At 43.9% G+C, this 25,516-nt stretch carries 24 protein-coding genes, 3 tRNA genes and 3 rRNA genes; 14 read left to right on the top strand and 16 right to left on the bottom strand.

Translation table 11 applies throughout. The annotated features are described in order from the left end of the window. Nucleotides 1-62 precede the first annotated feature (62 nt). Nucleotides 63-731, top strand: coding sequence for a class I SAM-dependent methyltransferase (locus tag K217_RS0101950; protein WP_029551452.1), 669 nt, complete (start codon nt 63-65; stop codon nt 729-731). 177 nt (nt 732-908) lie between these two features. Here K217_RS0101950 and rpmA read toward each other — a convergent pair whose 3' ends face one another. The 3 genes from rpmA to K217_RS0101935 are packed head-to-tail and all read right to left on the bottom strand — an operon-like array spanning nt 909 to nt 1,748. Continuing rightward, nucleotides 909-1,166, bottom strand: a complete 258-nt coding sequence (rpmA, locus tag K217_RS0101945) for a 50S ribosomal protein L27 (RefSeq protein ID WP_029551451.1) — start codon at nt 1,164-1,166, stop codon at nt 909-911. Between the two features lies 1 nt (nt 1,167). Then, nucleotides 1,168-1,467 carry a 50S ribosomal protein L21 gene (gene rplU / locus K217_RS0101940; protein WP_029551450.1) on the bottom strand — a complete coding sequence of 100 codons (300 nt, stop codon included), beginning with the start codon at nt 1,465-1,467 and terminating at the stop codon, nt 1,168-1,170. A 53-nt stretch (nt 1,468-1,520) separates the two neighbouring features. Continuing rightward, complete coding sequence (locus K217_RS0101935; RefSeq protein WP_029551449.1) at nt 1,521-1,748, bottom strand: hypothetical protein; 228 nt, start codon at nt 1,746-1,748, stop codon at nt 1,521-1,523. 225 nt (nt 1,749-1,973) lie between these two features. Between K217_RS0101935 and K217_RS07700 the strand changes: the two genes are divergently transcribed. Together K217_RS07700 and K217_RS0101925 are read left to right on the top strand one after the other, a co-directional pair. Continuing rightward, on the top strand, nt 1,974-2,123 hold the full coding sequence (locus tag K217_RS07700; protein ID WP_197017585.1) for a hypothetical protein: 150 nt from the start codon (nt 1,974-1,976) through the stop codon (nt 2,121-2,123). A 1-nt stretch (nt 2,124) separates the two neighbouring features. Beyond that, the gene (locus K217_RS0101925; protein WP_155991091.1) at nt 2,125-2,373 is read left to right on the top strand and encodes a hypothetical protein; all 249 of its coding nucleotides are present in this window, start codon (nt 2,125-2,127) and stop codon (nt 2,371-2,373) included. A gap of 124 nt (nt 2,374-2,497) precedes the next feature. On the opposite strand, the gene K217_RS0101920 is transcribed toward K217_RS0101925, so the two are convergent. Further along, on the bottom strand, nt 2,498-4,033 hold the full coding sequence (locus K217_RS0101920) for an IS200/IS605 family accessory protein TnpB-related protein (protein ID WP_029551447.1): 1,536 nt from the start codon (nt 4,031-4,033) through the stop codon (nt 2,498-2,500). A 256-nt stretch (nt 4,034-4,289) separates the two neighbouring features. On the opposite strand from K217_RS0101920, the gene K217_RS0101915 reads away from it, so the two are divergent. From K217_RS0101915 to rrf, 5 genes are all read left to right on the top strand, one after another. Continuing rightward, a 16S ribosomal RNA gene (locus K217_RS0101915) occupies nt 4,290-5,848 on the top strand. 67 nt (nt 5,849-5,915) lie between these two features. Further along, a tRNA-Ile gene (locus K217_RS0101910) sits at nt 5,916-5,989 on the top strand. Between the two features lie 16 nt (nt 5,990-6,005). After that, a tRNA-Ala gene (locus tag K217_RS0101905) sits at nt 6,006-6,077 on the top strand. A 79-nt stretch (nt 6,078-6,156) separates the two neighbouring features. Beyond that, nucleotides 6,157-9,093 (top strand): 23S ribosomal RNA (locus tag K217_RS0101900). A gap of 67 nt (nt 9,094-9,160) precedes the next feature. Beyond that, nucleotides 9,161-9,280 (top strand): 5S ribosomal RNA (gene rrf / locus K217_RS0101895). The 16S, 23S and 5S rRNA genes sit together here with 2 tRNA genes alongside, the layout of an rRNA operon. Before the next feature lie 24 nt (nt 9,281-9,304). Here rrf and K217_RS0101890 read toward each other — a convergent pair. Beyond that, nucleotides 9,305-10,426 carry a hypothetical protein gene (locus K217_RS0101890; RefSeq protein ID WP_029551446.1) on the bottom strand — a complete coding sequence of 374 codons (1,122 nt, stop codon included), beginning with the start codon at nt 10,424-10,426 and terminating at the stop codon, nt 9,305-9,307. An 84-nt stretch (nt 10,427-10,510) separates the two neighbouring features. Here K217_RS0101890 and K217_RS0101885 point away from each other — a divergent pair, with 84 nt between their 5' ends. Both K217_RS0101885 and mtnP read left to right on the top strand, forming a co-directional pair. After that, nucleotides 10,511-10,924, top strand: coding sequence for a DUF420 domain-containing protein (locus K217_RS0101885; RefSeq protein ID WP_029551445.1), 414 nt, complete (start codon nt 10,511-10,513; stop codon nt 10,922-10,924). 1 nt (nt 10,925) lies between these two features. Then, entirely contained in the window at nt 10,926-11,759 is an 834-nt protein-coding gene (gene mtnP / locus K217_RS0101880; RefSeq protein ID WP_029551444.1) for an S-methyl-5'-thioadenosine phosphorylase, read from the top strand. Here the strand turns inward: mtnP and K217_RS0101875 are convergent. The 6 genes from K217_RS0101875 to K217_RS0101850 are packed head-to-tail and all read right to left on the bottom strand — an operon-like array spanning nt 11,756 to nt 17,411. Continuing rightward, entirely contained in the window at nt 11,756-12,697 is a 942-nt protein-coding gene (locus tag K217_RS0101875; RefSeq protein ID WP_029551443.1) for a glycosyltransferase family 2 protein, read from the bottom strand. The two genes, mtnP and K217_RS0101875, sit on opposite strands and share 4 nt — an antisense overlap. 12 nt (nt 12,698-12,709) lie before the next feature. After that, nucleotides 12,710-13,378: a peroxide stress protein YaaA gene (gene yaaA / locus K217_RS0101870; protein WP_029551442.1), complete on the bottom strand. Its 669-nt coding sequence runs from the start codon at nt 13,376-13,378 to the stop codon at nt 12,710-12,712. 10 nt (nt 13,379-13,388) lie between these two features. Continuing rightward, entirely contained in the window at nt 13,389-14,549 is a 1,161-nt protein-coding gene (coaBC, locus tag K217_RS0101865; RefSeq protein WP_029551441.1) for a bifunctional phosphopantothenoylcysteine decarboxylase/phosphopantothenate--cysteine ligase CoaBC, read from the bottom strand. A 17-nt stretch (nt 14,550-14,566) separates the two neighbouring features. Further along, complete coding sequence (locus tag K217_RS0101860; protein ID WP_029551440.1) at nt 14,567-15,397, bottom strand: cytochrome c biogenesis CcdA family protein; 831 nt, start codon at nt 15,395-15,397, stop codon at nt 14,567-14,569. Continuing rightward, entirely contained in the window at nt 15,390-16,823 is a 1,434-nt protein-coding gene (locus K217_RS0101855) for an aldehyde dehydrogenase family protein (protein WP_029551439.1), read from the bottom strand. Before K217_RS0101855 ends, K217_RS0101860 begins: the two co-directional genes overlap by 8 nt. 9 nt (nt 16,824-16,832) lie before the next feature. Then, the gene (locus K217_RS0101850; protein ID WP_052178033.1) at nt 16,833-17,411 is read right to left on the bottom strand and encodes a class II aldolase/adducin family protein; all 579 of its coding nucleotides are present in this window, start codon (nt 17,409-17,411) and stop codon (nt 16,833-16,835) included. On the opposite strand from K217_RS0101850, the gene K217_RS0101845 reads away from it, so the two are divergent. After that, nucleotides 17,401-18,072 carry a type III pantothenate kinase gene (locus K217_RS0101845; protein WP_029551437.1) on the top strand — a complete coding sequence of 224 codons (672 nt, stop codon included), beginning with the start codon at nt 17,401-17,403 and terminating at the stop codon, nt 18,070-18,072. The two genes, K217_RS0101850 and K217_RS0101845, sit on opposite strands and share 11 nt — an antisense overlap. Here the strand turns inward: K217_RS0101845 and mqnC are convergent. The 5 genes from mqnC to accD all read right to left on the bottom strand — a co-directional run bounded on the left by mqnC (nt 18,056) and on the right by accD (nt 21,226). Further along, entirely contained in the window at nt 18,056-19,129 is a 1,074-nt protein-coding gene (gene mqnC, locus K217_RS0101840; protein WP_029551436.1) for a cyclic dehypoxanthinyl futalosine synthase, read from the bottom strand. The two genes, K217_RS0101845 and mqnC, sit on opposite strands and share 17 nt — an antisense overlap. A gap of 13 nt (nt 19,130-19,142) precedes the next feature. Further along, nucleotides 19,143-19,685, bottom strand: a complete 543-nt coding sequence (gene dcd / locus K217_RS0101835; RefSeq protein WP_029551435.1) for a dCTP deaminase — start codon at nt 19,683-19,685, stop codon at nt 19,143-19,145. Between the two features lie 15 nt (nt 19,686-19,700). Then, a tRNA-Leu gene (locus K217_RS0101830) sits at nt 19,701-19,785 on the bottom strand. Between the two features lie 15 nt (nt 19,786-19,800). Further along, nucleotides 19,801-20,403 (bottom strand): chromosome segregation protein ScpA, encoded by a 603-nt coding sequence (locus K217_RS0101825; protein WP_029551434.1) that lies wholly within the window; start codon nt 20,401-20,403, stop codon nt 19,801-19,803. Beyond that, nucleotides 20,393-21,226 (bottom strand): acetyl-CoA carboxylase, carboxyltransferase subunit beta, encoded by an 834-nt coding sequence (gene accD / locus K217_RS0101820; protein WP_029551433.1) that lies wholly within the window; start codon nt 21,224-21,226, stop codon nt 20,393-20,395. The genes K217_RS0101825 and accD overlap by 11 nt, the downstream gene beginning before the upstream one ends. Before the next feature lie 28 nt (nt 21,227-21,254). Between accD and K217_RS0101815 the strand changes: the two genes are divergently transcribed. The 3 genes from K217_RS0101815 to K217_RS0101805 are packed head-to-tail and all read left to right on the top strand — an operon-like array spanning nt 21,255 to nt 25,442. Continuing rightward, nucleotides 21,255-22,742, top strand: coding sequence for an ArnT family glycosyltransferase (locus tag K217_RS0101815; RefSeq protein WP_255326808.1), 1,488 nt, complete (start codon nt 21,255-21,257; stop codon nt 22,740-22,742). Nucleotides 22,743-22,747: 5 nt separating this feature from the next. Next, the gene (locus tag K217_RS0101810; RefSeq protein WP_029551431.1) at nt 22,748-24,586 is read left to right on the top strand and encodes a vWA domain-containing protein; all 1,839 of its coding nucleotides are present in this window, start codon (nt 22,748-22,750) and stop codon (nt 24,584-24,586) included. A gap of 10 nt (nt 24,587-24,596) precedes the next feature. Further along, entirely contained in the window at nt 24,597-25,442 is an 846-nt protein-coding gene (locus K217_RS0101805) for a fumarate hydratase (RefSeq protein ID WP_029551430.1), read from the top strand. Nucleotides 25,443-25,516 lie beyond the last annotated feature (74 nt).

The following is a 25,516-nucleotide window of genomic DNA, read 5'->3' as shown; positions in this document are numbered from 1 at the left end:
CATTCCTCCCATGTTCTGGTGAGAAGAAGGTCAGTTTCTTTGGAGGTTGAGAAAACATCCCAATGAGAGGTTTGTCGAACAACTTCAAGAATACAGTTTCAGAAGTTTTTTCTTCTGTAAGCAAATATTACGACTTTTTCTTGAACCTTGTGACCTTTGGAAAAATAAAAAACTGGCAAAGTAATATGCTGAGCCTACTTGATAATGAAGGTAACACTTTAGATGTTGGCACAGGTACTGGTGAAGTGTTAGTGCGATCAAAATTTAAAGGACTAAAGGTGGGTATAGATATTTCTTTTGAGATGCTAAAAATGGCAAAAGGAAAATGTAGGGAATGCTATTTTATCTTTGCAGATGCAGAAGAACTTCCCTTTAAAGACAGTAGTTTCAAAAATCTAACTCTGTCCTTAGTATATAGGCACTTATACAATAGAGATAAGTTTCTGAAAGAAGCAAGCAGAGTGCTTGCAAAAGACGGAAAATTAGCCATATTGGACATTAATAGATTTTGGTTAACGCCAATGTTGGTATTTTTTATGAAATACCCTATGAAACCTGTAGGGATTGTCCTGTTTGGAAGAGATAAATGGGATTTTTTCATACATTCGCTGAAAAATAGCGTTGGAGAGGAAGAACTTAAAAAAGAGCTAGAAAAGGCAGGTTTTAGAATAACAAATATACATAAAAAGCTCTTAGGAATCGTTTATATAACTGTTGCGAAAAAGGTATAAAAGTCCCATCCCATTTTTCCTTAACCATACTTATCCAAATAACCCGCTTGTAGGACGGAGACTTGTCTGGAAAGTCCTTTTGCACCCCTTGGCTTTAGATTTTGTCAGGCGTAATACTATCCATGGAGATAAATATAACACACCTTGAATAGAAAATCAAAAAACTGCTCACTACCTTTATTGAGTTAAAGGTATAACACTGACAAACTTTTTATTTTTCCTGGATTCAAACTTAACTATACCATCTACCAGAGCATAAAGCGTAAAGTCTGATCCCATACCCACATTTTGACCTGGATATATCTTTGTGCCCCTTTGCCTTACTAAAATATTTCCTGCACGCACAAATTGACCTCCAAATCTTTTAACACCCAGTCTCTTTGAGTGACTATCTCTACCGTTTCTTGTTGATCCGCCACTTGCCTTAGATGCCATATTACTCCTCCTTTATCTCTTTTATTAGAAGCTCAGTAAAAAGCTGTCTATGTCCTCTCCACCTTTTGTAATTTTTCTTAGCTCTAAATTTAAACACAATCACTTTCTTTCCCTTTCCGTGCTTTACCACCTCTGCGATAACCTTACCTGTGTTGAACCGAATTTCTCCACCTTCTTTTCCGATAAGTATGGGCTTTAATTCAACAGTTTGCCCCTCCTGAACAGGAAGCTTTTCTACCCTTAACCGCATCCCTTGAGACACCATATACTGTTTACCACCACTCTCAATTATGGCATACATTCCCGACCTCCAATTTTTAAGAGGAGGGAGAAATCCCCCTCCAAAGGCTTAGATTACTTCTGTTGTTGTTCAGCAGGTTGTTGTTGTTCAGCAGATTGTTGCTGTTCAGCAGGTTGTTGCTGTTCAGCAGATTGTTGTTGTTCAGCTGGTTGCTGTTGTTCTGCAGGTTGTTGCTGCTGTTCAGTAGGCTGTTGCTCCGCTGGTTGCTCAGCAGGTTTTTGTTGACATGACACCACAAATGCAGCTAAGCTAGCCACTCCAAGTAATAGAAACTTTTTCATTGCTTACACCTCCTCTAAAGATATTTACTCCAAAATGATTATAAATATGGTTAGATAGCTTGTCAATAGGGTTTAGGAGGTTGTTCGAAAAATGCCACTTTAGGAAAGTTATGGTATAAAAAAGGTCCTTATAAGAAGAAGCAGATTACCTTTGAAAAAACCTTATGCCCTTACTAAACACAAATAAGAACTGTTCAGGCTCACATTAGGCTTGAAGTGGTAACGGTGGTAGATGAGGATGGAAGAAAGATAATAATGGTGGTAGAAACTGGAAGAGTTTATGAGAGTGAGATTGAGATGTTAAGGAAAGTATTAAGTAGGTTAGAAGCCCAAAAAGGATTACCTTTTATAGCGGACAAGGGCAAACTTTGCTAATATCATACAAGCTCTTTTAGATAAAGGATTAAAACCGGCGGTAAGGACAAAGGAAACAATAAGGATGAGTATTAAACATCCTTTAAGGAAGCTGTCAAAGGAAAATTGGGAAAGGTATGGGAAGGTTAGGTATATGGTAGAGCAGTTGTTTGGGAGCATAAAGCAAAAGGTTGGCTCAAGCTTTAATCTTTTGAGAAAGGATTTAGCAAGGAAGATGGCTATTGCCTGTGCTATTCTTTGGAACTTCTAGTTACTTGTAATCTATTTATTTTTGTTTGCCTTATCCACTGCCTTATGCTTTAACCTATTTTTAAGGTATTCGGTGGATTTTTAGAACAGCCTTTCAAAGGGACTGAGGCTGTTCGAAAAACCCCTCATTGGGACGTCCCCCCCCCAACCTCTAAGGGGACTAACCTTCTCCTTACCCTGTCCCACGCCCCTTCCACAAGCACTGGCTTCAGAGGGGAAAGGTCCCTCGATAGAACCTTTCCAAGAACAGGGAAGAGGAAGGCTACCCTCAGAACTTGCCAAGCACTTTGAGAGACTTTCTTAGTCTCTCCCCGCTTGGGATTCCTTCCGTTGACGGCCTCACAGGAACTTGGCTCGTCCTGAAGGCTTTTAAGTTTTTCTAAAAGCAAGTCCTTTGCCTTCTGAACTTGCTTTAGCTCAGAGTTTATGGCATTTCTTTTGTATTGGTTTGTTTCTTTTTTAAGCTGTTCTTTTAGCTCTTTTTCCTTCTCTTCGTAAGTGCAGATTGCATACTCCAAGTATTCCTTGTCTGAAAGAAGTTTTAGGTAGTTCTCTGGGATTTCTTCCTTAAAACCTAATGCTTTTCTTCCTATCACGTATGCGCCCGCTATGTCTTTGTCTATCCCAAGCTGTGGTGCATATTTTAGTGCTCCTATCACAGAAGTAAAAGCGGGATTGACTTTGATAACTTCTACTCCGTTTAGTTTTGCGGTTCTTTCAATCTTTGAGAGCAAGCTCTTAAAGTTCCAATGATGTAGTCTTTTCCTTAGGTTTGCTTTTCCGTTTCCTCTAAAGCCTTTATTGACTTTCTTTAAGTTTTCTATAGCTATTGCCTTTCCCTTCTCCTTTGCTATTTCTACTATCTTGTGTGCCAAAAGCCACTCTTCGTAGTCTTTTCTGTTTTTTGGAAAGCTGATAAACTCGTGTAAGCTAATAGTTTGATAGCTCAAAAGATTTCCATCAGGGCTTACTTCTGCTAATGCTAAATGCAAAGGGCTTGCGTTTGTGTCTATGGCTATCACTCCATACTCTTTGGTTAGCCATACCTCTAGAGTTGGTATCTCAAAACTTACATTCCCATAAATCTCTCCATCCCTTAGCTTTAGCTCTACTGTGTAAGGGAAATAAACTTTACTTTGCCAGCTCGTTTGAAGCATAGTCAAAAATGTGTTCCACTTATCCTCTGCGTTGCTTGGTTCCCTTAACACCTTTGCGTAAATGAACTTTCTCTCACTTACCGTAATCCTTAAAAGAAGTTCTCCGTTTATGCTTTCAAACCTCATAAGTCTGTTGCCTTTATCTGCCTTTGATCCTACGCTTATTAAAGTTCCCTGTCTTTGTTCCTTCCACTTTCTTTTTAACTTTTCCCTACTTTTCTCGTCTCTGTTTTTACAGAGCTTTTCAAAAAGGGCTTTACCGCCAAACACAACTTTTTTGTCTGTTGGATACTGTTTTGCTTTGTAGATAGCAGAGTCTATGTATCTGGTAGGTAGGTCAAGAAAAAGTTGTCTCAGCTTTTGGTATATTTGGTTATGGAAGTTTTTGGTTTTCAGTAGTTTATAAGCTGACCTTATGGCGGATGATTGCTTACGCATTAATTCCAAAAGCTTTTCTCTGTCAGGACTGTTTAGCTGGAGTTTAAACTGCACGCTTACATACATCAGGCTTTTATTATAACTACTCAGCACTGCCTGAAGGATTTTTTCGAACAGCCTCAAAAGGACTTGACAAAGTAGGTGGAATGTATTAAAGTAATATATGTACTTGAGGGGTTGATAAGGTAGGCCCCTTGTAAAAGGACTTGACATCCTTCACAAACTGATATATAATTAATTTTAGAAACTAAGGTAGAAGTTGAGGGGTATAAAAAGCCCCTTGTCATATTGGCAACTGAATAGGGAGGAAGAACCCAAGGTTTTTATGAAGAGTTTGATCCTGGCTCAGCGCGAACGCTGGCGGCGTGCCTAACACATGCAAGTCGTGCGGAGGGGTGATGAGCCCCTCAGCGGCAAACGGGTGAGTAACACGTGAGTAACCCACCCTTGGGAAGGGGATAACCTTCCGAAAGGAAGGCTAATACCCTATATTGCCGGGGGTCACTAAGACTTCCCGGTGAAAGGTGGCCTCTGCCCGCAAGGGCATGCTACCGCCCAAGGAGGGGCTCGCGGCCCATCAGGTAGTTGGTGGGGTAACGGCCTACCAAGCCTACGACGGGTAGCCGGCCTGAGAGGGTGGTCGGCCACAGTGGGACTGAGACACGGCCCACACCCCTACGGGGGGCAGCAGTGGGGAATCGTGGGCAATGGGCGAAAGCCTGACCCCGCGACGCCGCGTGGAGGAAGAAGCCCTTCGGGGTGTAAACTCCTGTCGGGGGGGACGATGTGGCTCGGGGTGAATAATCTCGGGCCATGACGGTACCCCCAGAGGAAGGGACGGCTAACTACGTGCCAGCAGCCGCGGTAATACGTAGGTCCCGAGCGTTGCGCGAATTCACTGGGCGTAAAGCGTCCGCAGCCGGATGGGTAAGCGTTTCGTCAAAGCCCACCGCTCAACGGTGGAACGGCGAAACGAACTGCCCATCTTGAGGCACGCTCAGGCAGGCGGAATTCCCGGTGTAGCGGTGAAATGCGTAGATATCGGGAGGAACACCGAAGGCGAAGGCAGCCTGCTGGAGCTGTCCTGACGGTCAGGGACGAAAGCTGGGGGAGCAAACCGGATTAGATACCCGGGTAGTCCCAGCCGTAAACCATGGGCGCTTGGCGTCGTCCTTGTGGCGGTGCCGCAGCTAACGCGGTAAGCGCCCCGCCTGGGGAGTACGGGCGCAAGCCTGAAACTCAAAGGAATTGGCGGGGGCCCGCACAACCGGTGGAGCGTCTGGTTCAATTCGATGCTAACCGAAAAACCTTACCCGGGCTTGACATGGTGGGAAACCCTTGCGAAAGCGAGGGGTGCTGTCCTCTGGACAGAATCCCACCACAGGTGGTGCATGGCCGTCGTCAGCTCGTGTCGTGAGATGTTGGGTTAAGTCCCGCAACGAGCGCAACCCCTGCCCTTAGTTGCTACCCCGGAAGGGGAGCACTCTAAGGGGACTGCCGGCGATAAGCCGGAGGAAGGTGGGGATGACGTCAGGTCAGTATGCCCTTTATGCCCGGGGCAACACAGGCGCTACAGTGGCCGGGACAATGGGATGCGACCCAGTAATGGGGAGCCAATCCTCAAACCCGGTCATGGTGCAGATTGAGGGCTGAAACTCGCCCTCATGAAGCCGGAATCGGTAGTAATGGCGGATCAGCTAAGCCGCCGTGAATACGTTCTCGGGCCTTGCACACACCGCCCGTCACGCCACGGAAGTCAGTCTTCCCGGAAGCCCCCGAGCTAACCCGAAAGGGAGGCAGGGGACGATGGGAAGGCTGGCAACTGGGGCGAAGTCGTAACAAGGTAGCCGTAGGGGAACCTGCGGCTGGATCACCTCCTTTTTAACGGAGAAAAAGTTTCAGGCTTACAAAGTGGGTTCTTCCTCCCTATTGAGTTGTCAATCCCGCAGGGCCTCTAGCTCAGTTGGTCAGAGCGTGCCCCTGATAAGGGCAAGGTCGGTGGTTCAAGTCCACCGAGGCCCATTGTCTGGGGCATTAAGGGGATGTAGCTCAGCGGGAGAGCGCCTGCTTTGCAAGCAGGAGGTCGAGGGTTCAAATCCCTCCATCTCCATGCTTACAAAGCAGGCTGTGGGCTCTTAAATGGGCCCATGTCAAATTGGCAACTGAATAGGTCTTTCTTCCTTGTAGGTGTGCAAGTTAGTAAGGGTCTGGGGTGGATGCCTCGGCTGCCCGAGGGGATGAAGGGCGTGTAAAGCTGCGATAAGCCGGGTGGAGGCGCAAAATGCCGTTGAGGCCCGGATGCCCGAATGGGGAAACCCGGCAGGGTGTTGAGCCCTGTCATCCGCGTAAAGCGGAGCCGATACGGGGCGAAGTAAAACATTCTAGTAGCCCCAGGAAAGGAAATCAAAACGAGACTCCCCGAGTAGCGGCGAGCGAAAGGGGACCAGCCCAAACCGCACGGGTGCCATGGTGGCAGCCTTAGCTCGTGCGGGGTTGCGGGACGTATCCGGAGGGGGCTGCCAACCCCTCAGGGAGTTACAAAACTTCCACCTAGCCGAAGTGAGCTGGAATGCTCCGCCATAGAGGGTGAAAGCCCCGTAGGCGAAAGGTGAGAAGTCTCCCGGGGATACGATCCCAAGTACCACGGCCCTCGTGGAAGGTCGTGGGAATCAGGGGGGACCTCCCTCCAAGGCTAAGTACTCCGGGCAGACCGATAGCGTATAGTACCGTGAGGGAAAGGTGAAAAGAACCCCGGAAGGGGAGTGAAATAGAACCTGAAACCCCAGATCCACAAGCCAGTGGAAGGGTCCTTTTGGGCCCGACTGCGTGCCTTTTGCAAAATGAGCCAGGGAGTTGTCCTCAGCGGCGAGGTTAAGCCGTTAGGCGAAGCCGTAGCGAAAGCGAGTCCGAATAGGGCGTTAAGTCGCTGGGGGCAGACGCGAAGCGGAACGATCTACCCATGCCCAGGGTGAAGGACGGGTAATGCCGTCTGGAGGCCCGAACGGGTCGGTGCTGCAAAACCGTCCGATGAGGTGTGGGTAGCGGTGAAAAGCCAATCGCGTTCCGTGATAGCTCGTTCTCCCCGAAATAGGTCGACGCCTAGCGTCACCCGTTCCTTCCCGGAGGTAGAGCCACTGGTTGGGCTAGGGCCTCGAGAGAGGTACCGAACCCTGCCAAACTCCGAATGCCGGGATAGGTAGGGTGGCAGTCAGTCCCCGGGGGATAAGCTCCGGTGGACAAGAGGGAAACAGCCCAGACCGCCAGCTAAGGTCCCAAAATCCGGGCTAAGTGGGGAAGGATGTGCGGCTGCTAAGACAGCCGGGAGGTTGGCTTAGAGGCAGCCATCCTTTAAACAGTGCGTAACAGCTGACCGGCCGAGCGGCCGTGCGCCGAAAATTTAGCGGGGCTAAGCCCGGTACCGAAGCTGCGGGCTCGCGTAAGCGAGCGGTAGGGGAGCGTTCCCTGTGGGCTGAAGTCTCACCGTAAGGTGGGATGGACTGCAGGGAAGTGAGAATCCTGGCATGAGTAGCAGCGAAGACAGGTGAGAAACCTGTCCGCCGGAAGCCCAAGGTTTTGGCGGCAATGTAAATCATCCGCCAGTTAGCCGGGACCCTAAGGCGAGGCCGAAAGGCGTAGCCGATGGGAAGCGGGTCAACATTCCCGCGCCAGCGGTGTGGAGCCAGAGTCGTGACGCAGGAGGCTAGGGAGAGCCGGCTATGGAATGCCGGTCCAAGGTAGTAGGAGGGGGTGGCAGGCAAATCCGTCACCCCATACTCCGAGAGCCGATGGGGTAACTCTCCTGACGCCACACTGCCGAGAAACAACGGCGCTGGCGTTGAAGCACCGCTGCCCGTACCGGAAACCGACACAGGTGGGCTGGGTTAGTAGCCTAAGGCGTCGGGGGAACTCTCCTCAAGGAACTCGGCAAGTTGCCCCCGTACCTTCGGAAGAAGGGGGGCCCACGGAAGTGAAGCCTCCTCGGCGTAAGCTTCTGTGGGTCGCAGAGACCGGGCGGTGCCGACTGTTTACCAAAAACACAGGACTACGCAAACCCGTAAGGGGATGTATGTGGTCTGAAGCCTGGCCAGTGCCCGTAGGTTAAGGGGAAGGGTGCAAGCCCTGAACCGAAGCCCGGGTAAACGCCGGCCGTAACTCTGACGGTCCTAAGGTAGCGAAATTCCTTGTCGGGTAAGTTCCGACCTGCATGAATGGCCCAACGAGTGCCGCACTGTCTCGAGGAGAGTCCCGGCGAAATTGTGATGCCGGTCAAGACGCCGGCTACCCGCGGCAGGACGGAAAGACCCCGTGAAGCTTCACTGCAGCCTGGTATTGAGTCTTAGCTTGTCTTGCGCAGGATAGGTGGGAGCCTGTGAAGTCCCTCCTCCGGGAGGGATGGAGGCGCCGGTGAGATACCACCCTGGACAAGCTGAGACTCTAACCCAGCCAAGTTATCCTTGGCGGGGACCGTGCCAGGTGGGCAGTTTAGCTGGGGCGGCTGCCTCCTAAAAAGTAACGGAGGCGTCCAAAGGTACCCTCAGGCGGGTCGGAAATCCGCCGTAGAGTACAAGGGCAGAAGGGTGCCTGACTGTGAGGCCGACAGGCCGAGCAGACGCGAAAGCGGGGCCTAGTGACCCACCGGTTCCACGGGGAAGGGCCGGTGATCAGCGGATAAAAGCTACTCCGGGGATAACAGGCTAATCTCCCCCGAGAGCCCACATCGACGGGGAGGTTTGGTACCTCGATGTCGGCTCCCCCCATCCTGGGGCTGAAGCAGGTCCCAAGGGTTGGGCTGTTCGCCCATTAAAGGGGGACGCGAGCTGGGTTCAGAACGTCGCGAGACAGTTCGGTCCCTATCCGCCGCGGGCGCAGGAGTCTTGAGGGGGTCCGTCCCTAGTACGAGAGGACCGGGACGGGGCAGGCTCTGGTGTACCGGTTATCTCTCCAGAGGTAGCGCCGGGTAGCCATCCTGCTACGGGATAAGCGCTGAAAGCATCTAAGCGCGAAGCCCACCCCAAGATAAGGACTCCCTGAAGGGCCGTGGGAGACTACCACGTTGATAGGCCGCAGGTGGAAGCTCAGCAATGGGTGAAGCCGAGCGGTACTAATAGCCCGTTCGACTTGCACACCTACAGGAAGAAAGACCTATTGAGTTGCCACTAATTTATCTGTTGAAAAATTGATTTGTCAAGTTTCCCTCGGGACCATAGCGGAGGGGAAACACCCGGTTTCCATTCCGAACCCGGCAGTTAAGCCCTCCAGCGCCGATGATACTGTGCCGGGCGAACGGCACGGGAAAGTAGGTCGTCCCGGGGGATTGATTAAAAATTGTTATCTTCCTTAAGCTTTTCGTTCTTTCTTTTTTAAAAATTCGCAAAATATATCCATAGTGAATTCCCTAAATCTCTTTGCTTCTTCGGTATCTTCAAACTCCTCGGGTAGCATTTTGTGTTTTATCACGTAGAATCCTTTTAAATTTTTCAACAACTCTTTGAGACATGCTATTTCTCTTATTTTTAAGCCATAATTACACAGGTATGACTTTAAGTCTTCCGAGATAGAACTCTGCAAAGCTAATTGACGGACTTCTTCTAATATATCCCCCTTGCTCTTGTTTAGCTCTGGATTTAGTATGCTAATGAGGATTTTTTCTAATATATCGGTAAGTTCAAGTTTAAGAGGAAGATTAAACGCATCCTTTACTATAGAGTTTAATTTTGAATTCAGCTTTAATTCTTCAATCTCTTTCATTATTTCCTCTATTGTTTCTTTTCCTATTTTGTTTCCCGACTTTTCTATTATTTTTTTTATTTTTTTTATTGTTTGCCTCAGTTCCTCTATCCTCAGCTCTTCTTCTTTTTTCTCCAGCTCTTCTACTTCATCTCCTTCTTTAATGTCTTTTTTCTTTATTGCGTCTATTTTTAAGGCTTTTTCTAAAGTTTCTTTTATTATTTTCTCCAAGGCTTCTTTTAAATCATTCTCTTTTATCCTTCCGTTTCGCAATTTCTCCTCTATTTTTTCAGCTATGTTGTTTAATATTTCCTTTATTTCTAATACTTTTTTTGCTTTTTCACATTCCAATGTTTTTATTATTTTTTCCAAGGCTTCTTTTTTTATTATTTTCTCCAAGGTCTCTTTTAAATCATTCTCTTTTATCCCCCTGTTCTGCAATTTCTCATCTATTTTTTTAGCTATGTTGCTTAATATTTTCTCTATTTCTGATACTTTTTTTTCTTGTATACCTTCCAATGTTATAACAACCACCTCCACATCTGGATGCCAAAGATAAGGGTTCATGTAGTAGTAGATATTCTCGTGCGCTTTTTCACACACTCTTTCAATAATATTCTTATTCAACGCGCTCATTGCACAAAAGTGCTCAATTAACCTATCTAACAAGTATTTATTCTTACCAGCACTCACGCCCACATAAATTATCTTCTTCTCACAGCATCCGCTCATTCCAATCTCCCTCCTTTTTGTTATCCTACATTATACCTGATTGCCCGATTTTGTGTTATAATTTTCATTCATATTACACCTGTCATGATATACTCGCTTATAAATTATCTTAGTCTTATAACCATAGGCATAAGCGGATTGTCAATCTTAAGTGGGCTTATATTCATAAAGCTTAAGAAAAGGGACATTCACAAGTTCTTTATGATAAACGCCTCAATCTTTGCTCTTGTTTTTGTATTACTTTATGTGATAAAGACCCTTTTGTATCCACCTCAGCCTTACACTGGTCCATACAAGGGATTATTTTTATTCATACTTTGGACACACACGATCTTAGCTATTATCAACTTTCCTCTTGCTGTGATAACTCTCAGGTATGCCTTTAAAGGACTCTTTGACAAGCACAAAAAGATTGCCCCAGTAACTGCTTTTGTGTGGCTTTACGTTGCCATTACAGGATGGATGATATACTACTTTATGCAGTGGTTAAACAAATAACATGCTTGCGGTCATAGGAGGGAGTGGGCTTTACAGGATTGACCAACTGGAAGAGGTGCAGGAGGTTAGAATAACCACTCCTTTTGGTGAGCCATCCTCTCCTATTCTGATAGGAAAGCTAAGGGGTAAAAGGGTTGCCTTTTTGGCAAGACACGGACTAAATCATCAGTATAGTCCTTCTTTTGTTCCCTACAGGGCAAATCTTTGGGCTTTGAAAGAAATAGGAGCAAATAGAGTTCTGTCTATTTCTGCAGTAGGAGCCATAAACGAAAGGTTTAGACCGGGAGATTTTGTTATCATAGATGACTTTTTAGACTTTACGAAGGGCAGAGAAGATACTTTTTACCAAGGAGCGTATTCTTTGGATGTGCCTGGAGATGACAAACCAGCTGAGCTTTTGAAAAATAAGAAGGTGGTCCATGTGGATATGTCAGAGGCATACTGTCCTCAGATGAGAAGGTGTTTGATGGATGTTTTGGAAGAGCTAAAGCTGAGCTATCATCCTTCGGGTGTTTATGCTTGCACAGAAGGTCCAAGGTTTGAGACTCCCGCAGAAATAAGAGCTATAAAGATTTTAGGTGGGGATGTGGTAGGTATGACGGGCTATCCGGAAGTAGCCTTAGCAAGAGAGCTTGCAATGTGTTATGCCAGTCTGTGTGTGGTAGCAAACCCAGCGGCAGGAATTGCCAAATACAGATTAACCAGCGACGAGGTAATATCTTTAATGAAAAGCAAGGAAGAGGAAATAAAACTTATACTTAAGCTTTTTGTGGAAAGGCTTGAAGATCAAAGGACTTGCAATTGTCACAGAGCTTTGGAAGGAGCGGAAGTTTAATCTACATTTATCTTATCCTGAATCACGTAAGGCTTCGTATCTTTAGTCTGATAGTATATTCTAATTAAAAGCTCTGCTATTAAACCTGTGGATATAAGTTGAACACCAGCCAGTATGGAAAGAACGCTTAATATAAGCAAAGGTCTTCCACCAATGGGTTCATCCAGAAAGATCTTTAAGAAGAGAAGGTAAAGCAGTGCAAAAAGACCTGCGCTGAGCAGAAAAAAGCCTATACTACCAAACATATAAAGAGGTTTGTTTATGTATTCGTTGAGAAACTTTACAAGCATAATGTCCAAAAGCACTCTAACTGTTCGGCCTATACCATACTTGGACTTTCCGTAGATCCTTGGGTGATGTTTTACTGGAACTTCTGTTATCTTTGCTCCCTTTCTTTTTGTAAGGGCGGGTAAAAACCTGTGCATGTCTCCAAAAAGCTCAAGGTCCTTTACCACTTCAGCCTTATAAGCTTTGAGGGTGCATCCATAATCGTGAAGATGCACACCTGTAATTTTAGATATGAGCCAGTTGGCTATCATAGAGGGCAGTTTTCTTGAAAGGAAGGGGTCCTTTCTGTCCTTTCTCCAACCGCTAACTATGTGATAGCCTTCTTTCAGCTTTTCCAAAAGGGTTGGTATGTCTTCTGGGTCGTTCTGAAGGTCCGCATCTAAGGTTATGATGACCTCACCTTTTGCGTGTTCAAAACCTGCAGACAGGGCAGCAGTTTGTCCGTAGTTTCTTTTAAACCTCAAAACCTTAATCCTTTTGTCTTTCGTTGCCAGCTCCCTTAGTATATCAAAGGTAGAATCTGTAGAGCCGTCATCCACAAAGATAACTTCGTAATCTTCTCCTAAACTGTCCAACACTTTCTTTAGCTTTTCGTAGAGAATAGGGATGTTTTCTTCTTCGTTGTAAGCTGGTATGACAATAGAGAGCATAAAAATAGTTTATCAGATGTAAGCTCCGGCACCTTCAAAAATGATGCGTATTGTCTTCTCTTCTTCTTTTATTTCTTTTACCTGGTAATCGTAAAAGTTGATTTTGTGAAAATCTTCTAAGGGTAGTCTCTTTTCTGCTATATACCTTAAGGCGTAAGCCCTGTGCCTTTGTGGATTTTTTACCTTTTGGCCCTTTTTGTAGAACTCAAACCTAACCAGCTTAGAAACACTCTCAAAGCTTAAAATTTTTTCTTCTTTACTTCCAAGCAAGGATATTACAGTTTTCCCTTTGAAAAGGTCCTTGGAGATTCTTCTTAAATCTTCTTTCCACCAGTCCTTTAGACTTTTTCCGTTGCACTCATCGTCCCAAGATAAGGGAGCGTAAGGCAGTGGAGAGTTTATGCTTATCAAACCAAGGATTGGGGATAAGACCAACGAATGGTCCGATATAAAGTTTTGAACTGCAGGGGGAAGAACCCAAAACTCCAAGCTGTCCCAGAAGTTGTTTTTATACCTTCTCCACGCAGGCAAAAGGTCTTCCATACTGATCCCAAAGCAATTTATCAGCTCAACCCTTTTTGCAGTCAGCTCTTGAAATGGATATACCTCTACTCCCGCACTTATGCTTTCCTTTAGCCTTATTCTTGATTGTCGCTTCGAGGAGCCAAGAAGAAACAGCATAAGAAAAATATTAACAGAAAAGCTTCAGAATATGGGGGACCAAGAACTCTGCAAAGCTCAGCTTGTTTTCAAAAGAAAAGGGAATGGTTTGTCCGTCCTTAAAGATCAAATAACCTTCGTGTGACTCTTGACCCATTATCCCCACAGGATTGGCTACTATAAGGTCTAACCCTTTTCTTATTAGCTTTTCCTTTGCGTTTTGCAAAAGAACATGCCTTTCTTCAAGGGCAAAGCCTAAAACCCTTAGACTGCTCGGTTTTACCTTTGACACTTCTTCAAGAATGTCAGGATTTTTCACAAGTTTAAGGGTCAGTTCCTCCGATTTTTTTATCTTACCTTCTAACTTCTTTAAGGGCCTGTAGTCAGCCACTGCCGAGCTCATCACCAAAAGATCAATCTCTCCGATTCTTTTCATCACTTCCCTTAACATATCTTCTGCAGATACAACTTTTACCAGTTTAACTTCCGGTGGGGGTTTTTCCTCTGTATAAGCACTTATTAGTTCAACCTCCGCACCATACCAGCGTAAAACTCTTGCTATGGCAAAGCCCGTTTTTCCGCTTGAAAGGTTGGATATGAACCTTATACTGTCTATGAACTCCCTGGTAGCACCCACAGTTATTAAAACCCTTTTACCGTAAAGGGGCTTTTCCCTCAGTCCCCACTCTACCCAATCTAAAATTCTTTCCAAGCTTGCCAATTTACCTTTGCCTTCTTCTTCACAAGCCAAAACTCCTTCCTCCGGCTCTATTATTACTACTCCCCTGTCTTTTAGCTTTTTGACGTTTTCTTGAATTGCAGGACTATTCCACATCTCCACATTACACGCAGGTGCGAGCATCAAAGGTCCGCTGTGAGCCAGAGCGCAGTTGGTCAGCAGGTTATCAGCAAGCCCCAAAGCTATTTTTGAGAGTGTGTTTGCACTGCAGGGAGCTATTAGAAAGAGATCAGACCACCTTGGTAGGTTTATATGCAAAAAAGGATCATCTTCCCAATCAGAGTATGCTTTGTTTCCGCTCAAAGCGTAAAATGTTAGCTTGCTTATAAACTCTTCTGCCTTTGGAGTTAGCACTACCCTTACCTGGTGTCCTCTGTGTTTTAACTGTCTTACCAGCTCACAAGCTTTGTGTATTGCAATGGAGGAAGAGACTCCTAAAAGTATTTTTGCCACAAAGTTATTTTAACAGCTTAAAAACTTAAATTTGCCAGCATAGAAAGGCGTCCAGTTGTTAGCAAGACTCCTAAGGCTACAAGCACCAACCCCCCTATGAACTCTACCACCCCAAAGAACTTGCTAAAGCTTTTGACAAAGCTCAAAAAGGCAGACAGCAGTCCGCCCGCAACAATAAAAGGAATGCCAAGACCCATGGAGTAAAAGAAAAGCAGTATAGCACCTTGCAGTGCAGTCTCCTGTTGGGATGCATAAAGAAGAATGCTTCCAAGCACAGGACCTATGCAGGGAGACCAACCAAAGGCAAAGAGCATTCCAACAACGAAAGCACCAAACAAAGATACATTACTTTTCATTTCTATCCTCATTTGCCTGTAAAGTTTTTCATGAAAGCCAAAGGAGTATAAGAAAAGCACTATGAAAATGATCCCCAAAAGGTCAAAGAGCAATTTTTGACTTATGACCCCAAAAAGATGCAGAGAAACTAGCAAAGCAGAAACACCCAGAATTTCTTTAAGGAAATTCTCCCTTAGAAAGACTCCAGCAAAGTGAAGACCAAAGAAAACTATCAGACCTCCACCCACCTTTGAGATGACTTCTTGATAATCTCTTAGTAGTTGTCCCACAGTGGTTGTTCCTGCACCCAATAGGGAAAAAACCAAGGAAAAGCCAAAAACAAAAAGCACTGATGCAAGTAAGATGTTTAGATTAAAACCTTTTGAACTCCCATCAGCCCGACCTATACCAGAAATGTAAGACAGATAACCCGGAATGATTGGAAGAACACAGGGAGACAAAAAGGACAGCAAACCTGCAGTAAAGGCTATAATAAAAGATACTTCAAGCATCAAGATTAAATATAACCATTTTTATTTCCGTATAATCTTCTATGGCGTATTTTGGTCCTTCTTTGCCTACACCTGAAAACTTTACACCTCCGTATGGCATCTGATCTGCCCTAAAGTTAGGACCTTCGTTTATGAGAACTCCACCTGCTTTTATACCCCTTATAAACCTCCACGCTATTTCCAGATCTTTTGTAAATACTCCCACTTGCAAACCGTAGTCCGAGTCATTTACCATCTGAATAGCCTGATCCACATCGCTGTAAGGATTGACTACCACCACAGGAGCAAAGGCTTCTTCTCTGTAGAGTTTTGATTGAGGTGGGACCAAACTAACCACAGTTGGGACTAAAACAGAAGACACTTTGTCACCGCAGGACACTCCCCCAGTAATCAATTTTGACCCATACTGCAAGGCTTCGTCTATCCAACTTTGGATCCTTTCCACTTCACTTATGGATATCATCGGACCCACATCTGTGCTTTCTTCCATTGGATCGCCAACCTTTAACTTTTCTACTTCAGAGGAAAGCCTTTCCAAAAACAGGTCAAATATTGATTCATGCACAAAGACCCTTTGGACGGATATGCAAACCTGTCCCGCTATGGCATAGCCTCCCTGCACTGTTTTTTGCACCGCCCTTTCAATGTCAGCGTCCTTATGGACCACCACCGCTGAGTTTGAACCAAGCTCAAGAACCAGCTTCTTTATACCACACTGCTTAGCTATTATCTCTCCCACCTTTCTGCTTCCTGTAAAGGAAACTACCCTTACGTCAGGATGGGTGGTTATGACCTTACCTACCTCCCCAAACCCTGGGAGCACGGATATGGCAGAGGGTGGAAAACCAGCTTCTAAAAGCAGTTCTCCAAGCATCAAAGGTGTAAGTGGTGTTCTTTCGGATGGTTTTAATATAACCGCATTCCCAGAAGCTAAGGCTGGAGCTACCTTGTGCATGGAAAGGTTCAAAGGAAAGTTAAAGGGAGTTATGGCGCTGACTATTCCAACGGGCTCTCTTACATAAAAGCCAAACTTGCCCTTTCCGTTTGGATGGGCATCTATTGGGATTACTTCTCCCCCAATTCTTCTCGCTTCTTCTGCGGAAAAAAGTAAGGTTTGTATTGCCCTTTGGACTTCCGTTCTTGCTTCCCTTATAGTTTTCCCAACTTCCAAAACCAAAGTCTTTGCGAATTCTTCACTTCTTCTTTCCAAAATTTCCGCAGCCTTCATCAACAGCTTATACCTTTCATAGGGGGTAAGCTTTGCCATCTCTTTGGCTCCTTGCTTGGCGATCTCAACCGCTTGCAAAGCTTCCTTTTCAGTGGCAAAATGTACCTTAGCGATAACTTCTTGAGTGTAGGGATACTTAATTTCTACAAGGTTGTTTGTTTTGACCTTTTGACCACCAAGTATAAGTTCCCTTTCCATAGGTAAAGATTATATCTTCAACCATAAATATTTGCAGGATCTTTCAAGCACAGAAACTAAACTATATGCTTCTGTAAGAGTCTTGCCTGCACTAAAAACTCCGTGGTTTTTCACTATCAAAATCTTAGACCTTTTTAATCCCTGCGCCACTGCTTTGGCAAGTTCTTCGCTACCGGAGGGATAGTCTGGGATAACCTCCACCGCACCTAAGATGGCTTTGCCCTCTGAATCTTTTGGTTCTATTTTGGAGTAGTAATTTGAAAGAAAAACTGTATAAAGGGGGTGGGCATGGACTACCGCTTTGTGGGTGGTTTGTAGATAAATTTCCCTATGCACTATCCACTCAGAGGATGCCCTTTCTTTGAGCGTGTGTTCCCGATAAAGCGGTAGTTCAATAAGGTCTTCAAAGTCTAAGTTCCCAAGGTGGGAACCAGTTCTTGTTATTATGGCTTGATCTCCCAATCTTACAGAAAGGTTGCCTGCCCTTGCATCCACCAATCCTTCCTTATATAACAGCCTTCCTATCTTTACAACCTTTGCCTTATAGTATAGCACTCTAAAAAATATAATATGAGATATGCGCTTCATTCTTACTCTTGATATAGGAAACACAAGCATTGACGCCTGTACTTTTGATGGAAAGGAGCTTAGATTTTTGGGAAAGTTTGCCCATGAAGAGTTAGACAGACTACTTTTGGACTACGATCATATTTTTGTCTCTTCTGTAAAACCTTCTCTGAATTACAAACTAACCAAAGCCTACATCTTCAGCCCAGAAGAGGTGCCAATAAATACTGCCTTTGAGGGAAAGGAAAGGGTTGGTATAGACAGACTTTTAAACCTTTACGGTGCTTTGGAGTTCTATTCAGACTCTTGTCTTTTGATAAGCTGTGGCACCGCTTTGGTTGTGGATGTTATGGTGGATGGTGTGTTTGAAGGTGGATTTATAAACTTGGGATTGGGTGCAAGGCTAAGGTGTTTAAGCGAAAAGGCTGAGCTTATCCCACTTTTTAGTTTAGAAAAGGTAGATGTCCCCTTAGGAAAGGACACAAAATCTGCCATACTTGGAGGTCTAAAAAAGGAAGTTTTTTATTACATTGAAGGGCTTTTGAGAGAGCTAAAAGCACTCTATACGAAAGATTTCACGATTATAATAACAGGCGGTGATGGATGGTTTTTGAAAGACTTTGGACACTACGACCCTTTACTCTTACACAGGGCAATGCTAAGGCTTAAAAAACTCTTATAATTCGGTAATAAGTATCCCTCTGAGCGGGTTTAAAGCCCGCAGACCTTATAGCATTGACCATATCCTCCACCTTTGGAATAGAAACCCTATAGGATGTAGAGGAGATAACGTTTTCTTCTATCATCACACTGCCAAGGTCGTTAGCACCAAAGTGAAGGCCTACTATACCTATTTGCATGGTTTGAGTAACGTGCGAGCTTTGTATGTTCTTGAAGTTGTCCAAATATATTCTGGAAAGGGCAAGAACCTTCAGATAGTATGTTGATGGTGCTTCTTCAAGGTAGTCCAGTTGAGTATTTCCCTTTTTAAAGGTCCAAGGAATAAAAGCGGTAAATCCACCCGTATCATCTTGAATTCTTCTTATTCTTTCCAAATGCTCCACTATGTGCCTGGGTTCTTCTATATGCCCAAACATCATAGTTGCAGTGGAAGTCATACCAAGTTTGTGGGCGGTTCTGTGCACCTCTTCCCACTCTTCCACAGAGCATTTGCCCGGGCTTAAAAATGCTCTAACTTCCGAAGAGAGTATTTCTGCACCACCGCCGGGTAGAGAATCCAGCCCAGCCTTTTTTAATTCTCTTAGAACCTCTTCTATGGTCATTCTTTCAATCTTTGCAAGATATACTATTTCGGGTGCAGAGAAAGAGTGTATCTGAACCTGTGGAAAATGTTTTTTTATTGTCCTTAAAAGCTCTGTGTAGAACTCAAGGGGTAGGTTTGGGTTCAATCCTCCCTGCATGAGTAAAGTGGTTCCACCCCAATCTACAAGTTCCTTAACCTTGTTTAAAATCTGTTCTACGTCCAAGACGTAAGCGTCGGGAGAGTTTATTTTCCTCTGAAAGGCACAGAATTTACAACCTGCCACGCACACATTTGTATAATTTACGTTTCTATCTATGACGAAAGTTACCAAATCCTCTGGATGATGGAGCTTTCTTACCTCGTTAGCCAGATAGCCCAGCGTAGCTAAGTCTGCTTTTTCTAAAAGCTCTAAGGCTTCCTCTTGGCTTATTCTTGCTCCTTCCAGTATATGCTCAAACTTCAGAAGTCCTTTCATAGGATGTATTAATTTATTCCTGTGGGTTTAATAGGTCCATGAATATCTTTGATGGTGTAGCTCCCCTTTGCCTAAAGTATTTGCCTCGGTAAGGCTTTTCCGCAGGTTTATCCAGCTTGGCTAAAACTATCTGACATATCCTCATGCCTTTATAGAGCCTTATGGGACAGCTGTTTGCGTTGTAAAGCTCTAAGGTTATTTGACCCTCAAAGCCCGCATCCACCCAGCCAGCGTTTTCTATAAAAAGACCCAGTCTTCCCAAAGAGGATCTACCTTCCACAAAGGCTGTTATATGCCCGGGAAGCTTTATGTACTCTAAGGTTGTAGCAAGGAGAAAGGACTTGGGCTTTATAACCAAACCCTCCTCTGGAATCTGCAATCTTTGAATTGGAATACTCTCCTGTTTGACATCTATAAAGTCTGTAACATAAAAAATCACATCTTCTCCAAGTCTTAGGTCTATGGATGAGCTTTGTATGTTTTTTTCATCTAAAGGCTCTATGCTTAGCTCACCCTTTTGTATAAGTTCCTTTATGCTCCTATCCGAAAGGATCATAGCTTTCTTTTACAATGGGGGTGGAGGGACTCGAACCCTCACGGGGGATTACCCCTGGGGATTTTAAGTCCCCTGCGTCTGCCAGTTCCGCCACACCCCCAACACAATATTTATTTTAAGTTATTAAGACCTCAACCAGAATATCTGAATAAGGTTCTTTTTGATAAACATTTACTTTACCATCCTGATACAAAAACATCAAACTCAAAAGATAGGGCACAGGGTTTCTGTTTCCCACAAAGTCCAAAAAGGAGAAGACTTTGATCCCCTGACTTATCAACTTTTCAAGTTCTTCAAGAGCCTTCTCAAACTTTGACACGTGTATAGGTATAGTTTTCCTTTTTTCACTTTTTTTCTTATATCCTTTTACCTTTTTCTTAATTTCCTTTATCCGATCAACTACAAGGCTTGTTGTCTCCACACTTTGAAGATTGCTTTTTTCTTCCTCTTCAAACATCTGAACAATCTCTTCTAAGGTGTATTTCTTCTCCCTTCTTCTTTTTGGTTCAGGAAACAGCACATCCACCTGTTTTTTTAGCAAAAAGACTGCGGCATAAACCGCTCTCGCAGGTATGCGCAAGTCTAAAAGTTCCATTTTCTTTATTTCTTCTATATACATGCGCGCCAGCTGGGCTATGTCAACGTTCCATGGGTCTAAACGGCCCTCTTCCACCAATCTGTAAGCTATTGCAAAAGGATGCTCCTCTTCATATAGCACCGCAACCTCTCCTCGAGGAGGCTATATTAATTAGTTTGTTAAGCGTGTCCTTAAGCTCTTTTCTATGAACTATTAAATCTATCATGCCCTTTTCAAGAAGAAATTCTGCGGTTTGAAATCCTTCGGGAAGCTGTTGTTTTATTGTCTGTTCTATAACCCTTGGACCTGCAAAGCCAATTAAAGAGCCAGGCTCAGCCAAAATAATGTCTCCAAGAAAGGCAAAGCTGGCAGAAACACCGCCCATAGTGGGATTTGTCAAAACCGTTATGTAAGGGATTTTCTTTTCTTTTAGAAAACCCACGCCAATGGATGTTTTTGCCATCTGCATAAGGGAGATGATACCTTCCTGCATCCTTGCTCCACCGGAGGTTATGATGGCTATCAAAGGAAGTTTATGCTCTGCACTATATAGGCACGCTCTGTAGAATCTTTCGCCCACCACAGAACCCATACTGCCTCCTATAAAGCTAAAATCCATAACACAAAGCACAACTTCTTTATCTCCCAAGCTTCCCTTGGCAACTACTAAAGCTTCTGTAAGATTGGTTTCCTTTTGAGCCTGCTTAATTCTTTCTTTGTAAGGTTTAGAGTCTTTAAAATTTAAAGGATCAGAGGGGAGTATGTTTTCAAACATCAAGGAATGGTTGGACAATAGAGATTGAACTCTTTCTAAGGAACCCATTGGAAAGTGGTAATTGCATTTAGGACATACATTTAAGTTTTCCTTCAGCTCTGGCACATAAATTATAGCCTTGCAGGAGGGACATTTGGTCCATAAGGTTTCCTTTTGCTCTTTTTTTCTAAATCTGTCTAAAAGGCCCATTCGTAAAATTTTACTATAATAGTTTTTTGTGATTCTTTATATTCTTGCTGTAGCAAGCGCGATTCTTTACTTTTACAATCTTGGCAGTTTTCAGGTGTGGCAACCTAATGAAGCCTTTTATGCAGAAGCAAGTAGACGTATGCTATTTACAGGAGATTACATAACTCCTTACTACAACGATGAACTGAGGTTTCAAAAACCACCCCTTACCTATTGGCTTGTTGCCATTGGTTATTGGTTGTTTGGTGTGAATGAATTTGGACTTAGGTTTTTTCATGCAATCTTAGGTCTGGGCACCGGTTTTACAACTTTCCTATTGGCTTGGCTTCTAACAAAGGACTTAAAAATCTCTGTTTTTTCTTTCTTGATATTGGTTTTGTCCTTGCAGTTTTTTGTTAATGCCCATTATGCTTCCCCTGAGGTGCCTTTAGCTTTTTTTGTGTGTGTTAGCCTAACCTCTTGGTATGCTTATTACAAAACTAAACGCCTTCCCTTTCTGCTAATAGCCTTTTTAAGCTCCTCCTTGGGTATGTTGGTAAAGGGACCAGTAGCCTTTGTCATGCCTGCACTTATAGTTTTTACTTTCTTGATTTTGGAAAAGCCAAGGGAGCTTTTGGATATAAAGTATTACCTTCTGACAGCCTTTACACTTATGCTCGGGCTTTGGTGGCACATTTACCACTTCCTTGTATACAGAGAAACTTTTCTAAGGGTCTTTTTTGCGGAAAACATTAAAAGGATTTATGCAGGTAAAGAACCGATATACTTTTACTTTTTAGACACATTGGTAAGCTTTATGCCTTACTCTTTTCTGTTCTTTCCTGCTCTTTTTTGGTCTTTAATAAAGGTAAGGAAAGAGCTAAAATTTGTCATTCTTTGGGTAGTATCCTTTTTTGTAGTGTTTAGTTTGATAAAGAAAAAAATACCCTTATACATAATGCCCGCTTATCCCGCTATGGCAATAATAACCGCATACTTTTTGATAAAAAGCCCATGGGAGAAAATAAAAAAATGGAATGAAATTTTTATTTCCGTTTTACTCTTTGCTCTTACAACTGCGGGAGTCCTATACTTTGACCTAAATAAAGCTTTCATAGTAATTTCCCTTATCCCCCTAATTTTTCTTAAGTTTGACATCAAATATGCCCCTGCGATAGGAATGTTGATCTTTTATGTATTCCTTGCAACCGCCATACTTCCCTACTTGGAAACCTATAGACAAACGAAAAACTTAGGGCAATTTATAAAAGAACTTGACCCTAAGGGGGAATACAAAACCTATCAGGTGGGTCACTTCCACCACAGCCTTCCCTTCTATGCAGAAAGGAAAATAATAAGGGATCAGACGCCGGAGAAAAACTCTTTGGTAATCTTTGAGATAGGAAAGTTTGACGGATGCGAACCAATTAAAAGGTTTTACCTCTATAAAGGTTCTGAATCAAGACTTTTTAAATTCCTCATGGACTCCAAAAAAGGTAGAAACTTTTCAGAATTTGGGGTTTGTGTTTATCTTTAGAATTTATGAAAGAAAGGTGGAAGGCTATTGCAAGCATACTGCGGAAAGAAAGTGGTTTAGAAGTCATACCTTCTTATGAAGGATGGGGTGCAGGTTATGATCCTGTTTATATACCTGTGCTTGAAATGTGGGCAAGGGGCGAGCTGGAGGATATTCCCCCAATAGCTAAGGTTCCAAAGGGTATTGTGTTTGACGCTCGGGAGTTTTTAAAAAAAGACGACGAATATACACTAAACGCTGTAAGACACGAGTTAGCTTATCTTTTGAACACAGACCTTTTCTTGTGGAGGTTAGGTCAAAGGGAGTTTTTTAAGTTTGGCTATCCACCCACTTCTTTTGTGGTTTTGTACTCTGTGCTGGAGTCAATAAAGACAGATGAAAGCATCATCCAAGCCCATCCATCGGCAGAAAGAATCCTAAGGCTTCAGTGGAGAGAAAGGCTAAAAGCTATAGATTCCTTATACCCCCATCATCGGTTTGCCTTGGCTTTTGTTGAGGAGTGGTTAGGTTCATCAGTCCTTCCCAAAGACCTTCGTAAAGCCTTTGTAGATTACATAAAGGCTCAAAACAAAGAAGCTTACTTAATTCTTGCGGATGAAATATTCGGAAAGTATATTTCAGCGTTGGAGCGCTCTAAGGCTCTAAATCAAATAGACCTGCTTTTGGAGGAAGCAAAAGGTAGAGTAAGACGAGATGCTCACAGAGGAAGGATAATGACGGATGTTCTGAAAAAACTACCTCAAGATATGCAAAACCTACTTTTTAGCCACAAAGACGAAAATTCGGAAAGTTTGGAAACAAGGGATAGGGAAAGGATTTTGGATTATCTAAAAAGCTTGCCTGAGTGGATGAGGGAATACCTAAGGCAGATGTCTTACTTGGATATGGTGGAAAGGGACGTAAGGTTTTTTAGCCATTTTCTTCCAAAGACTTTGGAAACGGATTTGGAACACAAAGGCTTTCTTATGTTTATTCTAAAACCTTGGAGCAATAGTGGTTCAACGGAAAGCACAAGCACAAGCCCAACGCAGAGAACTCTCTCGGAAAAGGACAAAAGATACCTTAAGGAATATGGACTAAGCGAGGAGGAGTTTAAAACCTTTCATCGCATCTTGAAGGACGTTAGGGTTTATGTAGAGTCCTTTAAGAGAAAATTTGAAAAGCTTATTCCAAAGGAAGAAGAGGAGTGGGACGGTGCATATTCCTCCGGAAGGCGCATAGACTTTAAAAGGCTCCAAAGAGAGGTGCCCATAAAGAGAGGGCTTTTCTACAAAAGAAGGGAAACGCCACAAGATAAGGTATTGGCCTTTAAACTGCTTATAGATCTATCTTCATCCATGAAGAAAGAAAACAAGGCTGAAAATGCCTTCAAAGCCTTAATTCTATTTTCTGAAACTTTGAATGCCTTAGGTATGCCCTTTTCTGTATCTGCTTTTAACGATAAGGTCTATAGCCTTAAGACCTTTGAGGAAGAGTATAAGAATGCGAGGGCAAACATAATAAACGCTTTTAACCTTTTAGGTGGCGGAACAAACTTAGAAAAGGTCTTGATCGAAGGTATGGATGAGTTACAGCTTTTTTGTAAAAAACATAACATAAAGGGGGTGCTCATAGTCTTTTCTGATGGTGAGCCTACTAAGGGGCTTAAAGGGGAAGCACTTAGAACACTAATAAGAGAACTTAAGGGCAAACTACCTGTGGTAGGCATAGGAGTTGGTAAAGAAAGAAACTTTGTGGAGGAATACTTTGAAAAATCGGGAATAAGGATCTCGGAAATATCAAAGATTCCACAGGCTTTTTCTAAGGTGGTGGAAAACTACCTAAGAAGGTTGATTTCTGTTTAAATTATTATCCATGAAAGTTGTTGAATACAGTCAAATAGTGGAGGCAGTTAAAGAGATTGCTCTGCAAGCAAATTACACGCTACCGCAGGACGTAGTGGTGGCTTTCAAAGAAGCTTTAAATAGAGAGGAGTCGGAGTTGGGAAGGGAAGTCCTAAGGCAGATACTTTTGAATGCAGAGGTAGCAGAGCAGGAGCAGATGGCATACTGTCAGGACACTGGAGTAGCTGTTGTTTTTGTAGAGATAGGTCAGGATGTGCATGTGGTAGGTGGGTCTTTAACGGATGCCATAAACGAGGGGGTGCGCAGGGCTTACACGGAAGGGTATTTGAGGGCTTCTATGGTTTATGATCCTGTTTTTGAAAGAAAAAACACAAGGGACAACACTCCCGCCATAATACACTACGAGGTAGTGCCTGGAGACAAGCTAAGGATAGTTTTTGCTCCAAAGGGTGCAGGGTCTGAGAATACTTCACGCTTGGCTATGCTAAAGCCTGCGGATGGTTGGGAAGGTGTAAAGAGATTTGTTTTGGAAACGGTAAAGTTAGCTGGTCCAAATGCGTGTCCGCCATTTACTGTTGGAGTAGGGATAGGTGGAAACTTTGAGTATTGTGCATTGCTGGCTAAAAAAGCCTTGCTAAGACCGGTGGGAGAAAGAAGCAAGGATCCAATAGCAAGGAGAATAGAGGAGGAGCTTTTGGAAGATATAAACAAACTCGGGTGGGGACCTATGGGATTTGGGGGAACAACAACAGCCATAGATGTAAAGGTGGAGCTATACCCTTGCCACATAGCTTCCTTACCTGTGGCGGTCAATATTCAGTGCCATGCGTCAAGGCATGCGGAGGTAGAGCTTTGAAGTGGCTTTTTATCTTAACCTTCATAGGCCTTATAACCGTACTCTTTCTATCTGGTTTTGCCTTCAGATTGCTA

It is taken from the genome of Thermocrinis jamiesonii, assembly GCF_000702425.1.
Taxonomy (GTDB): Bacteria; Aquificota; Aquificia; order Aquificales; family Aquificaceae; genus Thermocrinis; species Thermocrinis jamiesonii.
This window is presented reverse-complemented; position numbering and strand designations above follow the sequence as displayed.

Bases quoted from the DNA above. Each gene is read 5' to 3' on its own strand.
- K217_RS0101850 (WP_052178033.1), bottom strand. From the start codon at position 17,411: ATGAAGCGCATATCTCATATTATATTTTTTAGAGTGCTATACTATAAG.
- K217_RS0101875 (WP_029551443.1), bottom strand. From the start codon at position 12,697: ATGCTCTCTATTGTCATACCAGCTTACAACGAAGAAGAAAACATCCCT.
- K217_RS0101935 (WP_029551449.1), bottom strand. From the start codon at position 1,748: ATGAAAAAGTTTCTATTACTTGGAGTGGCTAGCTTAGCTGCATTTGTG.
- accD (WP_029551433.1), bottom strand. From the start codon at position 21,226: ATGGGCCTTTTAGACAGATTTAGAAAAAAAGAGCAAAAGGAAACCTTA.
- K217_RS0101920 (WP_029551447.1), bottom strand. From the start codon at position 4,033: ATGTATGTAAGCGTGCAGTTTAAACTCCAGCTAAACAGTCCTGACAGA.
- mqnC (WP_029551436.1), bottom strand. From the start codon at position 19,129: ATGAAAGGACTTCTGAAGTTTGAGCATATACTGGAAGGAGCAAGAATA.
- rplU (WP_029551450.1), bottom strand. From the start codon at position 1,467: ATGTATGCCATAATTGAGAGTGGTGGTAAACAGTATATGGTGTCTCAA.
- mtnP (WP_029551444.1), top strand. From the start codon at position 10,926: ATGCTTGCGGTCATAGGAGGGAGTGGGCTTTACAGGATTGACCAACTG.
- K217_RS0101885 (WP_029551445.1), top strand. From the start codon at position 10,511: ATGATATACTCGCTTATAAATTATCTTAGTCTTATAACCATAGGCATA.
- rpmA (WP_029551451.1), bottom strand. From the start codon at position 1,166: ATGGCATCTAAGGCAAGTGGCGGATCAACAAGAAACGGTAGAGATAGT.
- K217_RS0101805 (WP_029551430.1), top strand. From the start codon at position 24,597: ATGAAAGTTGTTGAATACAGTCAAATAGTGGAGGCAGTTAAAGAGATT.
- K217_RS0101860 (WP_029551440.1), bottom strand. From the start codon at position 15,397: ATGCTTGAAGTATCTTTTATTATAGCCTTTACTGCAGGTTTGCTGTCC.
- K217_RS0101890 (WP_029551446.1), bottom strand. From the start codon at position 10,426: ATGAGCGGATGCTGTGAGAAGAAGATAATTTATGTGGGCGTGAGTGCT.
- yaaA (WP_029551442.1), bottom strand. From the start codon at position 13,378: ATGCTGTTTCTTCTTGGCTCCTCGAAGCGACAATCAAGAATAAGGCTA.
- dcd (WP_029551435.1), bottom strand. From the start codon at position 19,685: ATGATCCTTTCGGATAGGAGCATAAAGGAACTTATACAAAAGGGTGAG.
- K217_RS0101845 (WP_029551437.1), top strand. From the start codon at position 17,401: ATGCGCTTCATTCTTACTCTTGATATAGGAAACACAAGCATTGACGCC.
- K217_RS0101950 (WP_029551452.1), top strand. From the start codon at position 63: ATGAGAGGTTTGTCGAACAACTTCAAGAATACAGTTTCAGAAGTTTTT.
- K217_RS0101810 (WP_029551431.1), top strand. From the start codon at position 22,748: ATGAAAGAAAGGTGGAAGGCTATTGCAAGCATACTGCGGAAAGAAAGT.
- K217_RS0101855 (WP_029551439.1), bottom strand. From the start codon at position 16,823: ATGGAAAGGGAACTTATACTTGGTGGTCAAAAGGTCAAAACAAACAAC.